Raw genomic sequence first — 12,803 nt, 5'->3', positions numbered from 1 at the left:
GCCACGCTCAGATCGCGATGGGGTTGAACACGTCCGCGTAGACGAGCAGGAGTCCGACGGCACCCAGCAGCACGAACACCCCGTACGCGAGCGGGACGAGCCGCGCCGAGTCCGACGGCCCAGGGCGCGGCAGGCCACGCAGGCGCGCGACCTGCCGACGGCCCCCCTCCCACAGCGCCGCGGCCACGTGCCCGCCGTCGAGCGGAGGCAGCGGGATCAGGTTGAAGACGAACAGCGCGATGTTCAGGGCCGCGAGCAGCTGCAGGATCGCCGAGACCTTGATCCCCTCGCTGACGTCGTGGGCGGACGCGATCTCCCCCGCGAAGCGCCCGATCCCGACGACACCCACGATGCTGTTGGTGTCCCGCTCCTCGTGGCCGACCGTGGTCTGCACCAGGTCGACGACGCGCGCGGGCAGCGTGCCCACGACGCGCATCGTCTGCCACGTCGTGTCGGCGACGATCCCGGGCACGGCCAGCGGCGACTGCCGTTCCATCTGCTCCGCCGGTGAGACGCCCAGGAACCCGACCTGCGCCGTCTTCTGTCGGCCCGACGAGTCGAGGACGGCCTGGCCGTCGTCGTCGAACACGGGACGCTCGGCGACGACCGGCGTGACGGTCAGGTCGACCTGCTGCCCGTCGCGCTCCACCACGATCGGGGTGGCGACGTCGCCGCTCGCCCGGATCGCCTTCGTGAGCTGGGCCCAGGACGTCACCGGGACGCCGTCGTAGCTGACGACCGTGTCACCCGGCTCCAGCCCGGCCGCCGCACCCGGCGCCGCCGCGTCCGTCGCCTCGCACTCCCGCGTGGCGTCGGCGTCGGCCGGGATCACGCACGCGGAGACGGTCTCGAGCGTGGTCGTCGTCGTCGGCGTGCCGAAGCCCACGGCGACGACGCCCAGCAGCACGAACGCGATGACCAGGTTCATGACCGGCCCACCCAGCATGACCACGAGCTTCTTGGGCGTGGACAGGTGGTAGAAGGCCCGCGCGTCCTCGCCGGGGTGGATCTCGGCCGCCGAGGCGTCACGCGCGTCACCCGACAACCGACGGAACCACGTGTCGGACTTCGGGTTGCCGACCGCCTCGGCCGGCGCGTACATGCCGACGAGCCGGACGTAGCCGCCCAGCGGGATCGCCTTGAGCCCGTACTCCGTCTCCCCCTTGGTCTTCGACCACAGCGTGGGGCCGAAGCCCACCATGTACTGGCTCACCCGCACGCCGAAGCGCTTCGCCGGGACCATGTGGCCGATCTCGTGGAGCCCGATCGAGAAGAGCAGCACCACGACGACGATCAGCACAGCGACCAGGTAGGCCATCGACCCCTCCGCACACGTGAAAGACGCACGGGTGGCGTGCGCCCGGACATCTTCCCCCGGAAGTCTGGGAATGCACTGGACGCCACCCGTGCGCCGCGACCTGACCCGCCGGTCGGGATCGCCCCGCCGGTGGCCCGTACCGGATACGGTCCGTGCATGACGTCGGTGTGGTCCCCCTCCCCCTCCCCCCGGCCCGGGGAGCCGCTGGACGGTGACACGACCGCGGACGTCGTCGTCGTGGGCGCCGGCCTGTCGGGGCTCTGGACCGCCTACTACCTGCTGGAGGCCGACGCCGCGCTCGACGTGCTCGTCGTCGACGCAGGCGTCGCGGGCACGGGCGCGGCACTCGACGGCGTCGGCGCCTGCACACCCGATCTGCGGGCCCCCGTCGACCGGCTCGTGGCCGCGTACGGCGACGACGGCGCACGCGACCTGCGCGCCGCGCTGCGCGACGCGGTCGTCGAGGTGGGCGGCGTGCTGGGCCTGGAGGAGGTCGAGTGCGGCTTCCGCTTCGGCGGCGAGGTGCGCGTGGCCCGCAACGCCGCGCAGGTCGAACGCCTGACGACGCTGGTCGACGAGGGGCGTGCCTGGGGCGACGAGTGGCGGCTGCTGGACCCCGCCGAGGTGGCCGAGCACGTCGCGTCCCCGGGTGTCCTGGCCGGTGCCTGGACCGCGGACTCCGCTGTCCTCGACCCGGCCCGCCTGCTCGCTGGTCTGGTCGGGGTCCTGCGAGGCCGAGGTGTGCGGTTCGCGGAGCAGACCGCGCCGGTGCGCGTCTCGCCGCGGGCGGTCGTCACCGACCGCGGCATCGTGCGTGCCCCGCGCATCGTCGTCGCGGCTGAGACGGACGCCGCCGCGGGCAGCCCGTCCCTCGCGGCCGTGCCCACCCTCGGGCTCGCGACCGACGCGCTCGACGCCGCGGCCTGGGACCGGATCGGACTGGCGCCGGGCGTCCTGGTGGCCGACCTCGCACACCTCGCGGTCTGCGCCCGACGCACCGACGACGACCGCCTCGTGCTCACCGCGACCGGCACCCGCCCCGACACGCTGCGCGCCGCGCTCGTCGCGATGTTCCCGCCCGCCGCAGGTACCCGCGAGCTGACCTGGTCCGGCACGAACGGCGTGACGCGCGATGGCCTGCCGCACGTCACGTTCGACGAGGCGTCCGGCATCGGCTCCGTCCCCTCGTTCGGCGGCGCCGAGATCGCGGCGGCGAACCTCGCCGGTCGGACGATCGCCGACCTCGTCACGGGCGACCGCTCCGACCTGACGAGGCTCGCATGGGTCGGACCGGGTGCGCCGGCATGGGGTCGGAGCGCACCGGCCCAGGTCGCGCTGGCGCTGCGGGCTGCCGCGTGGGCGGACTCCGCGGAGTCGCTCGACCGCACGCCACGCACCGCACGTCAGGTGCTCGAGCGGTTCCCGGTCGTCTGAGACGACCGCTCGGCGTCAGCGCTGCGCGAGGATCTCGTTCGCGCGCGCTCGCGCCCACGTCTCGGCGCCGAGCACCGATCCCAGGGTGAGCTCGGCCGTCCCGGTGTGCTCCTCGAGCACGCGCTCGACGGTGGAGACGATGTCGAGGAAGCCGATCCGGCCGGCGAGGAACGCCGCGACGCACTCCTCGTTGGCCGCGTTGTACACGGCCGGGTGGGTCGCGGACACGGCAGCGGCCTGGCGGGCCAGTCGGACCGCCCCGAAGACCTCCTCGTCGAGCGGTTCGAACGTCCACGTCGCCGCCTGCGTCCAGTCGCACGACGGCGAGACGTCGGCGACGCGGTCCGGCCACGAGAGCCCGAGCGCGATCGGCAGGCGCATGTCCGGAGGCGAGGCCTGCGCGATCGTCGAGCCGTCGACGAACTCGACCATGGAGTGCACCACCGACTGCGGGTGGACGACCACCGTGATGTCGTCGATCGGCACGTCGAACAGCAGGTGGGCCTCGATGAGCTCGAGCCCCTTGTTCATCAGCGTCGCCGAGTTGATGGTGACCACGGGGCCCATCGACCACGTGGGGTGCGCGAGCGCCTGCTGCGGGGTGACCGCCTTGACCTCGTCGAGGCTGCGACCGCGAAAGGGACCGCCCGACGCCGTCAGGATCAGCCGCCGCACCTCGTCGCGCGCACCGCCGCGCAGCGCCTGTGCGATGGCCGAGTGCTCGGAGTCGACGGGAACGATCTGGTCGGCACGCCGGCGCGCGGCCTGCACCAGCGCGCCGCCCACGACGAGCGACTCCTTGTTGGCCAGCGCGAGCGTGCTGCCCGCCTCGAGCGCGGCGAGGGTGGGTCCCAGGCCGACAGAACCGGTCACGCCGTTGAGCACGACGTCGGCCCCGCGGCCGGCCAGGAGCGTCGACGCGTCAGGCCCCACCAGGACCTCGACGTCCCGTCCGGCCAGGCCGGCACGGACGGCGGCCTCGGCGGCCGGGTCGGCCACCGCGACGATCGCGACGTCCAGCGCGATCGCCTGGCTCAGCAGCAGCTCCACGTCGGAGCCACCCGCGCTCAGGCCGACCACGTCGAACCTGTCCGGGTTGCGCGTGACGACGTCGACGGCCTGGGTGCCGATCGAACCCGTCGAGCCGAGCAGCGCGACCGTCCGGGACGTCACTCGACGCCCAGCAGGACCTCGACCGCGCGGGCGAAGAAGGCGTCCACGGCGGGCTCGCCGTACGCGTTGTGCCCCTTGCGGGACCGGAACGTCGCGCCGCGGATCTCGCCGGCGGACAGCGGCGCACCCTTGTCGAAGTAGGCGACGAGCCGGTGGCACAACGCGTCGACGTCGGCCGGCTCGTAGCCCTGGTCGCGTCCCTCGGGCGGCGCGAACCGGTCCCCGTCGGGACGCCCCAGGCGGCCGTACAGCGTGCGGGCCTGCTCTCCCAGGCTGGTCAGCCACGCCTGCTGACCGTTCTCGGCGACGAACTCCGCGCGCGACCGCGCCACGAAGGCCGCCTCGAGGCGGTCGAGCGCCGCGTCGACCGCGGATGTCACGTAGCCGCCGCGCACCACGTCGAACGCCACGCCGCGCACGTCCTTCGCGGCCAGGGCGCCCGCCGGGCCCTTCTCGTAGACCGTGCGCGCGTGGTCGAAGAAGTCGTCGACCTCGTTCGGGTCGTACCCGGTCTTGAAGCCGGACACCGTCCGGAACATCCCGTCGCTCACTCGTCCTCCTCCGCCGCGAGCTGGCCGCAGGCTCCGTCGATCTCGCTGCCACGGGTGTCCCGGATGGTGGTCGGGATGCCGTGCGCACGCAAGCGTGCCACGAACTCGTCCTCGACCCGCGGATCGCTCGCCGTCCACTTCGAGCCCGGCACCGGGTTGAGCGGGATCGGGTTGCAGTGCACCCAGCCCTTGCCGCGGGCGTTGAGCTTCTCGCCGAGCAGGTCCGCGCGCCAGGCGTGGTCGTTGATGTCCCGGATGAGGGCGTACTCGATCGAGACGCGCCGACCGGTGACCTCGAAGTAGTGGTACGCCGCGTCGATGGCCTCGTCGACGTTCCAGCGCGTGTTGACGGGGACGAGCTCGCTGCGCAGCTCGTCGTCCGGGGCGTGCAGCGACAGGGCGAGAGTCACCGGGATGCCCTCGTCGGCCAGCTTGCGCATGGCCGGGACCATGCCGACGGTGCTGACGGTCACGTTGCGCGCGGACATGCCGAGTCCGTCGGGGGTCGGTGCCACCAGGGCGCGGACGGTCCCCATGATCGACTTGTAGTTGGCCAGAGGCTCGCCCATACCCATGAACACGACGTTCGTCAGGCGCGCGGGCCCACCCGGGATCTCTCCCGCGCCGAGTGCGCGGGCCGCCTCACGGACCTGCTCGACGATCTCCGCCGTGGACAGGTTGCGGGTGAGACCCATCTGGCCCGTGGCGCAGAACGCGCACGCCAGCCCGCACCCGGCCTGGCTGGAGATGCAGAGCGTGGTGCGGTTCTTGTAGCGCATCAGCACGGACTCGACCTTGGCGCCGTCGAACAGGTGCCAGAGCGTCTTGACGGTCGTGCCGCCGTCGGCCGTCATCGTCCGCGCCTCGGTCAGCAGCGGCGGGAACAGGCTCTCGGTCAGCTTGTCGCGCGACGCCTTGGGCAGGTCCGTCATGGTGGACGGGTCCGAGCTCAGGTGCGTGAAGTAGTGCGTCGCGAGCTGCTTGGCCCGGAACGCCTTCTCCCCCAGGTCGGTCACCGCGCTCACACGCTCGGCGGGCGTGAGGTCGACGAAGTGGCGCGGCGGCTTGCCACGCGGGCCCCTCGACGGGGAGGAGAGGTCGAGGCGGACGGGTGTCCCGGTCATGGGCACCCCCTTCTGGTACGGATCGGGTCAGGCGGGCTGGAGCGCCGTCAGGACGAGGTAGACGGCGGGCGCCGTCAGGAGCAGGGAGTCGAGGCGGTCGAGGATGCCGCCGTGCCCGGGTACGAGCGAGCCCATGTCCTTGAGCTCCAGGTCGCGCTTGAGCATCGACTCGCACAGGTCGCCGAACGTCGCGGTCACGACGGTCGTCAGGCCCAGGACGACGCCGACGAGCGGTTCCCCGTCGAACGCGAGCTGCACGCCCACCACGCCGACGACGCACGCCAGCACGATCGAGCCGGCGAGGCCCTCCCACGACTTCTTGGGGCTGACGGAAGGCGCCAGCGGATGGCGCCCGACGAGGACGCCGACGACGTAGCCACCGGTGTCGTTGGCCACGCACAGCAAGATGAACAGCAGCACCCGCGCGGGCCCGTCGGGCTGCGCGAGCATGAGCATGACGAACCCGCCGAGGAACGGCAGGTACGCGGCGGCGAACGTGCCCGCCGTCGCGTCGAGCAGGGCACGCTGACCGCTCCCGTCGAGCACGCGCCAGATGACGACACCGCCGACGGTGAGCATGAAGGCGACGAAGAGCGCCTCCGCCCCGGCCGTGTACGACGAGACCATGATCCCGACCGCGCCGACGAGCAGCGGCAGGAGCGGCAGGTGGATGCCACGGCGCGTGAACGCCTGGGCCAGCTCCCACAGCGCCGCGCAGACCACCAGCACGGCGAGCCCGGCGAAGACCTCCTTGACGATGAACAGGGAGGCGACGACGACCACGAGGATGCCGAGGCCGACCGCGATCGCGACCGGGAGGTCGCGACCCGATCGGGACGTGCGAGGTGCGGCGAGCTCTGTCATCAGACCTCGAGCAGCTCGCTCTCCTTGGCCGTGAGCAGGCCGTCGATCGTGTCGACGTGCTTCTTGGTCAGGGCCTCGAGCTCCTTCTCGGCGCGCGACACCTCGTCCTCCCCTGCCTCGCCGTCCTTGACGATGCGGTCGAGCTCCTCCTTGGCACGGCGGCGCACGTTGCGCACCGAGATGCGCGCGTCCTCCGCCTTGGTCTTGGCGAGCTTGACGAAGTCCTTGCGGCGCTCCTGCGTCAGGGCGGGCAGCACCACACGAATGACGTTGCCGTCGTTCGTCGGGTTCACGCCCAGGTCGGAGTCGCGCAGCGCCTTCTCGATGCCGGCGCTGGCCGACTTGTCGAAGGGCGAGATCAGGATGGTGCGGGCCTCGGTGACGTTGAACGAGGCGAGCTGCTGCAGGGGCGTCGGGCTGCCGTAGTAGTCGACGAAGATCTTGGAGAACATCGCGGCGTTGGCGCGGCCCGTCCGGATCGTCGCGAAGTCGTCCTTCGCGACCTCCACGGCCTTGTCCATCTTCTCTTCGGCCTCGAAGAGGGTCTCGTCGATCACGGCTCGCTCCGCTCGTCAGTGTCTGGGCTGGTCAGGTGTGGGTGGTGCAGGTCGATCAGTTCGCGGTGACCAGCGTCCCGATCTTCTCACCCCGCAGGGCACGAGTGACGTTCCCTTCCTCCTCGAGCCCGAACACGCGCATCACCACGTCGTTGTCCCGGCACAGCGACAGCGCGGTCGCGTCCATGACCGCCAGGTCGCCGACGAGCGCGTCGGTGTAGGTCAGGTGCTCGAGGCGCTGGGCGTCCGGGTCCTTGCGGGGGTCCGCGGTGTAGACCGCGTCCACGCCGTTCTTGCCCATCAGGACCTCCTGGCAGTGGGTCTCCAGGGCGCGCTGCACGCTGACCGTGTCCGTCGAGAAGTAGGGCATGCCCGCACCCGCGCCGAAGATCACGACGCGCCCCTTCTCGAGGTGCCGGATCGCACGCAGCGGGATGTAGGGCTCGGCCACCTGCCCCATCGCGATGGCGGTCTGCACACGCGTGCTCACGCCGGCCTGCTCGAGGAAGTCCTGCAGCGCCAGGCAGTTCATGACGGTGCCGAGCATCCCCATGTAGTCCGCGCGGGCCCGGTCCAGACCGCTGGCAGACAGCTCGGCCCCACGGAAGAAGTTGCCGCCGCCCACGACGATCGCGACCTGCACGCCCTCGCGGACGGCGACGGCGATCTCGGCGGCCACGCGGCGCACGACGTCGGTCGCCAGACCCACCGCGCCCCCGCCGAACGTCTCGCCGGAGAGCTTGAGCAGGACGCGTCGCGCGCCCTCGTCCGTGCCGGGCTGCTGGCTCACGCGTTCCTCCTGGTGTGGGTCCTGTCTGCGCCGGTGGCCCCGACCCGAACGGGTCGGGGCCACCGGGTGATGCTGGATGGTGTCAGGCTCCCACGCGGTAACGGACGAAGCCCGTCAGCGTGCCGCCGGCCTCGGTCAGGACCTGGCCGACCGACTTCTTGTTGTCCTTCGCGAACGGCTGGTCGAGCAGCACGGTGTCCTTGAAGAAGCCCGTCAGGCGGCCCTCGACGATCTTCGGGAGCGCGGCCTCGGGCTTGCCCTCGTTGCGCGCCGTCTCCTCGGCGATCTTGCGCTCGTTCTCCACCGTCTCGGCGGGGACCTCGTCGCGCGTCAGGTACGTCGGCGAGAATGCGGCGATGTGCGTCGCGATGTCGCGGGCCACGGCCGCGCCGGCCGCGTCGGTCGCCACCAGGACGCCGACCTGCGGGGGCAGGTCCTTGTTGACCTTGTGCAGGTAGACCTCGACGTGCTCGCCGGCCACGCGGGCCAGACGGCGCACCACGACGCGCTCACCCAGGGTGGCGGCCGTCTCGTCGACGATGTTCTGGACGGTGGTGCCCTCGTACTCGGAACCGACCAGCGCGTCCGCGTCGCGGGCGCCCGTGGCGACCGCCGCGTTCAGCACGCGCTCCGCGAGCGAGATGAAGTTCTCGCTCTTGGCGACGAAGTCCGTCTCGGAGTTGATCTCGATGAGCACGCCGGACTGGCCCTCGCCGTCCGCCGTCGGGGCGACGTGGGCGGCGACGAGGCCGTCCGAGGCCGAGCGGCCCTCACGCTTGCCGACGCCCTTGAGGCCCTTGACACGGATGATCTCGAGCGCCTTGTCGGCGTCGCCCTCCGCCTCCTCGAGCGCCTTCTTGACGTCGAGCATGCCTGCACCGGTCTTCTCGCGCAGCGCCTTGATGTCTGCGAGCGAGTAGTTCGCCATCAGTGGTTCCCGTTCCTGGTGAGTCGTGGGGTTGATGCTGGCCCGGCGCCCGTGGCGACCGGGTCCGTGACGTGCCGGGTGCCGGCGACCTGTGCAGGTCCGCCGGCACCCGACCAGGTCACTTGGAGTCGGCGTCGCCCTCGGCGGCGGTCTCCTCGGCAGCGGCCGGGGCGGCGTCCGTCGCCTCGGCAGCAGCAGCGGCCTCCTCGGCGGGGGCGTCGCTCGCGACGACGTCGGCAGCCGTGGGCGCCTCGGCCTGGACGGCGGCCGGAGCAGCGGCGGACTCGCCCTGCTGCAGGTCGGCCTCGGCGCCGGCCAGGAGCTCGCGCTCCCACTCGGCGAGCGGCTCGGCCTCGGTGGCCGTGCCCTCGGCAGCGCTCTTGCCGCCGGAGTGGCGCTTGAGCAGGCCGTCGGCGGCGGCGTCCGCGATCACGCGGGTCAGCAGCTGGACGGCGCGGATGGCGTCGTCGTTGCCCGGGATCGGGTAGTCGACGACGTCGGGGTCGCAGTTGGTGTCGAGGATGGCGACGACGGGGATCCCGAGCTTGCGGGCCTCGTTGACGGCCAGGTGCTCCTTGTTGGTGTCGACGATCCACACGGCCGAGGGGACCTTGGCCATGTCGCGGATGCCACCGAGCGTCTTGGCGAGCTTGTCCTTCTCACGACGAAGGACGAGAAGCTCCTTCTTGGTCAGCGGCGAGGACGCGACGTCGTCGAAGTCGATCTGCTCGAGCTCCTTGAGGCGCTGCAGACGCTTGTGGACGGTGCCGAAGTTGGTCAGCATGCCGCCGAGCCAGCGCTGGTTGACGTAGGGCATGCCCACGCGAGCGGCCTGCTCGGCGACGGGCTCCTGCGCCTGCTTCTTGGTGCCGACGAACAGGATCGAGCCACCGTGCGCGACGGTCTGGCTGACGAAGTCGTAGGCGCGGTCGATGTACGACAGCGACTGCTGCAGGTCGACGATGTAGATGCCGTTGCGCTCGGTGAAGATGAAGCGCTTCATCTTGGGGTTCCAGCGGCGGGTCTGGTGCCCGAAGTGGACACCGCTCTCGAGCAGCTGGCGCATGGTCACGACGGCCATGGCACGTCCTTCCGGCGCGCACCTCGCGGCGCACGCGTCATGGGCGGCCCCGACGAGCGGGACCGCGGTTCTGGGTTGTCGGCCCCGACGTCCGTCGGTGCCCCTGGTGCCATGTCGTCGGCCGCGCCGCACCCGAGGGTCCGGACCACTGCGGTGACGACCCCCGCGCCGAGCACCCGCCGAGGCGGGTGAGGAACGGGTTGATGACACGCGAAGTCGACCGGCACGGACCGGTCGCACCCACGAGTCTAGCCGACAGCAGCCGATGCCCCGACCAGCGAGGTGACCACAGCCCACGCCCGGCGGCACATCCGCCCACAGGAACAGCCGGGGCCGAGCGCACGCTCACCCCAGATCGCGAACCTGGTGCCATGACACGCAACGGACGACAGGACGTGACCTCTCACCGCGGCAGCCCGCGCCAGGGACTCGCGCTCGCGCCGTGGCAGCGGGCCTGGCGGACCACGGCGCTCGTCGTGCTGGTCGGGGGTCTCGCGTCGCCGGCGCTCGCAACGGCGGCACCGTCGTCCGACCCGGCTCGCGCGTCGACCGGTTACGCATTGCCGCTGAGCGGACGCGTGACCGTGCTGCGCGGGTTCGAGCCCCCACCGCAGCCCTGGGCGGCCGGCCACCGCGGCGTGGACCTGGCCGCCGTTCCCAACGGCGACGTCCTGGCGCCGGGCGACGGGACCGTGTCGTTCGCGGGGCGCGTCGCCGGCCGACCGCTGGTCACCATCACGCACGCAGACGGACGGCGCTCCACGCTGGAGCCGGTCGCCCCCGACGTCGTCCGCGGTGACCACGTCAGCCTGGGCGAGGTCGTCGGGACGGTCTCACCGCACGGCGGTCACTGCCCGCAGACGTGCATCCACTGGGGCGTACGGGTCGGCTCGAGCGACCCGCCGGCCTACGTCGACCCGCTCGCCCTGGTCGGCATGGCAGGCCCGATCGTGCTCCTACCGATGCCGTGACGCGCGCTTCGAGGCGCCCTGGAGATGAGGTGGCTCAGACCCCGGCGGCCGTCAGGCGTCCGCGCAGGCGCAGCATCGCCGCGGTGTGCATCTGCGAGATGCGCGACTCCGTCACCCCGAGGACGCGGCCGATCTCGGCGAGCGTCATGCCCTCGTAGTAGTACATGACGACGACCATGCGCTCGCGCTCGCCGAGCTGCTCGATGGCGCGCGCCAGCAGGAAGGAGGTCTCGGCGTCCTCGAGGCTGCCGGCGGGGTCCTGCGTGCGCTCGTCGCCGAGGGTGTCGACGAGGCTCACGCCACCGGCGCGGTCCTCACCGCCGCCCAGCAGCTCGTCGAGCGCCGCGATGTTCACCGACGAGAGCTGGGAGTAGACGCCGCGCAGCTCCGCGAGCGGGATCTGCAGGTGACGGGCGATCTCCGCCTCCGTGGGCGCGCGGTGCAGCGTCGCCTCGAGCTCGGCGTAGGCACGGTCCACGGTGCGCGCCTTGGTGCGCACCGAGCGGGGCACCCAGTCCATCGCGCGCAGCTCGTCGATGATGGCGCCACGGATCCGCGCACTTGCGTAGGACTCGAACTTCACGGCCCGGTCGGTCTCGTACTTCTCGATCGCGTCGATCAGACCGAACATGCCGTACGACACCAGGTCCGCGTGCTCGACCGTGCTCGGCAGGCGCATGCCCACGCGGCCGGCGACGGCCGCGACCAGGGGCGCGTAGTGCAGGATCAGCTTCTCGCGCGACGTCCGGCACGCCTTCTGCTTGAACTCGACCCACAGCAGCGCGACGGCCGCCACGACCTCGTCGGAGACCGGGGTCCGCTGGGTGGGGACGTCGGGCACGACGGGCGCGGCCACCTCGGTCGGCGCGTCCGCCGCGACGGCGCCGCGGGGCTGGGGCACGACGCCGGCAGGTGCGGCATCGGGGCCCACGTGCGTCAGCCAGGTGGCTGCGGCGTCGGTCGTCATCGTCGTCGTCATCTTCGGCTCCGAGGGTGCAGGTCAGGCGCGGGGGTGGGCGAGTGCGTAGGCCGAGCGGAGGCGCTCGGCCGAGATGTGGGTGTACCGCTGGGTGGTCGCGAGGCTCGAGTGGCCGAGGATCTCCTGCACGCTGCGCAGGTCCGATCCGCCCTCGAGCAGGTGGGTCGCGGCCGTGTGCCGCAGCCCGTGGGGGGCCAGGTCGTCGACGCCGGCCGCGGCGGTCGCCGCGTGGACGACCTCGCGCACCTGACGAGGGTCGACGCGGCCACCGCGGGCCCCGAGGAAGAGCGCGTCGGCCGAGGCAGGGGTGACGAGCTCGTCGCGCACCCGCAGCCAGGCAGCGACGGCGTCGCGCGCCGGACGACCGAACGGGACCACGCGCTCCTTGTCGCCCTTGCCGACGACGCGCACGATCCGCTCGTCGAGGTCGGCCTGGAGCACGTCGATGCCGGCGAGCTCGCTGACGCGGACGCCGGTGGCGTAGAGCAGCTCGAGCATCGCCCAGTCGCGTACTGCGAGCGGTCCGCCGTCCGCGGCACGGGTCCGGGCCGCTTCGAGGAGCTGGATGACGGCCTCACCGCGCAGGACCGTGGGCAGCAAGGCCGGCACGCGGGCCGTGCCGAGCCGGACGGAGGGGTCGGACTCGATGCGTCCGGTGCGCGTGGCCCACGCGAGGAACGTGCGCGCCGCAGCGCCCCGGCGAGCCAGCGTCGCCCGGCTGCGGTGTGCAGCGGACTGCGACGCTAGCCAGGCCCGCAGGGTCCGCAGGTCGATCTGGTCGAGGTGACCGGCGCCGTGCCGGACCGCGAAGGACAGAAGGCTGTCGACGTCGGAGCGATAAGCACGTGACGTGTTCTGGGACAGCCCGCGCTGTGCCCCCAGGTGCGCGCAGAAGTCATCGAGCAGGGCAGCCCGTTCGGGCGCCTCCTCCATGATCTCCGTCACTGTCATGGCCTTACCGTGGCGGGTAACACACTCCCAGGACAAGCACAGGATTCACCTACCCGGGCTAATGCCGACCGGTTGACCCGAG

Annotated in this window: 13 protein-coding genes; 2 read left to right on the top strand and 11 right to left on the bottom strand. The window is 72.2% G+C overall.

Annotated features, from left to right (window positions below):
• Positions 1-7: 7 nt before the first annotated feature.
• Entirely contained in the window at positions 8-1,318 is a 1,311-nt protein-coding gene (locus IC607_RS16350) for an RIP metalloprotease (RefSeq protein ID WP_191788485.1), read from the bottom strand.
• A gap of 156 nt (positions 1,319-1,474) precedes the next feature.
• Here IC607_RS16350 and IC607_RS16345 point away from each other — a divergent pair, with 156 nt between their 5' ends.
• Positions 1,475-2,752, top strand: coding sequence for an FAD-binding oxidoreductase (locus IC607_RS16345; RefSeq protein ID WP_191788484.1), 1,278 nt, complete (start codon positions 1,475-1,477; stop codon positions 2,750-2,752).
• Between the two features lie 15 nt (positions 2,753-2,767).
• Here the strand turns inward: IC607_RS16345 and dxr are convergent, their stop codons facing one another.
• From dxr to rpsB, 8 genes are all read right to left on the bottom strand, one after another.
• A complete protein-coding gene (gene dxr / locus IC607_RS16340; protein ID WP_191788483.1) occupies positions 2,768-3,925 on the bottom strand; it encodes a 1-deoxy-D-xylulose-5-phosphate reductoisomerase in 1,158 nt (385 codons plus the stop codon).
• Complete coding sequence (locus tag IC607_RS16335) at positions 3,922-4,476, bottom strand: DivIVA domain-containing protein (RefSeq protein ID WP_191788482.1); 555 nt, start codon at positions 4,474-4,476, stop codon at positions 3,922-3,924. Before IC607_RS16335 ends, dxr begins: the two co-directional genes overlap by 4 nt.
• A complete protein-coding gene (gene rlmN, locus IC607_RS16330) occupies positions 4,473-5,600 on the bottom strand; it encodes a 23S rRNA (adenine(2503)-C(2))-methyltransferase RlmN (RefSeq protein ID WP_191788481.1) in 1,128 nt (375 codons plus the stop codon). Before rlmN ends, IC607_RS16335 begins: the two co-directional genes overlap by 4 nt.
• A gap of 27 nt (positions 5,601-5,627) precedes the next feature.
• Complete coding sequence (locus IC607_RS16325) at positions 5,628-6,464, bottom strand: phosphatidate cytidylyltransferase (RefSeq protein ID WP_191788480.1); 837 nt, start codon at positions 6,462-6,464, stop codon at positions 5,628-5,630.
• On the bottom strand, positions 6,464-7,021 hold the full coding sequence (gene frr, locus IC607_RS16320) for a ribosome recycling factor (protein ID WP_191788479.1): 558 nt from the start codon (positions 7,019-7,021) through the stop codon (positions 6,464-6,466). Before frr ends, IC607_RS16325 begins: the two co-directional genes overlap by 1 nt.
• Before the next feature lie 55 nt (positions 7,022-7,076).
• Positions 7,077-7,811 carry a UMP kinase gene (pyrH, locus tag IC607_RS16315; RefSeq protein ID WP_191788478.1) on the bottom strand — a complete coding sequence of 245 codons (735 nt, stop codon included), beginning with the start codon at positions 7,809-7,811 and terminating at the stop codon, positions 7,077-7,079.
• Positions 7,812-7,893: 82 nt separating this feature from the next.
• On the bottom strand, positions 7,894-8,739 hold the full coding sequence (gene tsf, locus IC607_RS16310; protein WP_191788477.1) for a translation elongation factor Ts: 846 nt from the start codon (positions 8,737-8,739) through the stop codon (positions 7,894-7,896).
• A gap of 118 nt (positions 8,740-8,857) precedes the next feature.
• Complete coding sequence (gene rpsB, locus IC607_RS16305; protein ID WP_191788476.1) at positions 8,858-9,820, bottom strand: 30S ribosomal protein S2; 963 nt, start codon at positions 9,818-9,820, stop codon at positions 8,858-8,860.
• A gap of 395 nt (positions 9,821-10,215) precedes the next feature.
• Here rpsB and IC607_RS16300 point away from each other — a divergent pair, with 395 nt between their 5' ends.
• On the top strand, positions 10,216-10,791 hold the full coding sequence (locus IC607_RS16300; RefSeq protein WP_370526334.1) for a murein hydrolase activator EnvC: 576 nt from the start codon (positions 10,216-10,218) through the stop codon (positions 10,789-10,791).
• Between the two features lie 34 nt (positions 10,792-10,825).
• Here IC607_RS16300 and IC607_RS16295 read toward each other — a convergent pair whose 3' ends face one another.
• Both IC607_RS16295 and IC607_RS16290 read right to left on the bottom strand, forming a co-directional pair.
• Entirely contained in the window at positions 10,826-11,770 is a 945-nt protein-coding gene (locus IC607_RS16295) for a FliA/WhiG family RNA polymerase sigma factor (RefSeq protein ID WP_225225224.1), read from the bottom strand.
• Positions 11,771-11,791: 21 nt separating this feature from the next.
• Positions 11,792-12,721 (bottom strand): tyrosine recombinase XerC, encoded by a 930-nt coding sequence (locus IC607_RS16290; protein WP_191788474.1) that lies wholly within the window; start codon positions 12,719-12,721, stop codon positions 11,792-11,794.
• Positions 12,722-12,803 lie beyond the last annotated feature (82 nt).

The sequence above is a fragment of the Cellulomonas sp. JH27-2 genome, from assembly GCF_014837175.1.
Taxonomy (GTDB): Bacteria; Actinomycetota; Actinomycetes; order Actinomycetales; family Cellulomonadaceae; genus Cellulomonas.
The sequence above is the reverse complement of the archived record's forward strand: the minus strand, read 5'-3'. Positions and strand labels throughout refer to the sequence as shown.

Excerpts from the sequence above, each read along its gene's own strand:
- rpsB (WP_191788476.1), bottom strand. The coding sequence starts at position 9,820 with ATGGCCGTCGTGACCATGCGCCAGCTGCTCGAGAGCGGTGTCCACTTC.
- IC607_RS16295 (WP_225225224.1), bottom strand. The coding sequence starts at position 11,770 with ATGACGACGACGATGACGACCGACGCCGCAGCCACCTGGCTGACGCAC.
- IC607_RS16325 (WP_191788480.1), bottom strand. The coding sequence starts at position 6,464 with ATGACAGAGCTCGCCGCACCTCGCACGTCCCGATCGGGTCGCGACCTC.
- IC607_RS16345 (WP_191788484.1), top strand. The coding sequence starts at position 1,475 with ATGACGTCGGTGTGGTCCCCCTCCCCCTCCCCCCGGCCCGGGGAGCCG.
- IC607_RS16350 (WP_191788485.1), bottom strand. The coding sequence starts at position 1,318 with ATGGCCTACCTGGTCGCTGTGCTGATCGTCGTCGTGGTGCTGCTCTTC.
- rlmN (WP_191788481.1), bottom strand. The coding sequence starts at position 5,600 with ATGACCGGGACACCCGTCCGCCTCGACCTCTCCTCCCCGTCGAGGGGC.
- IC607_RS16290 (WP_191788474.1), bottom strand. The coding sequence starts at position 12,721 with ATGACAGTGACGGAGATCATGGAGGAGGCGCCCGAACGGGCTGCCCTG.
- tsf (WP_191788477.1), bottom strand. The coding sequence starts at position 8,739 with ATGGCGAACTACTCGCTCGCAGACATCAAGGCGCTGCGCGAGAAGACC.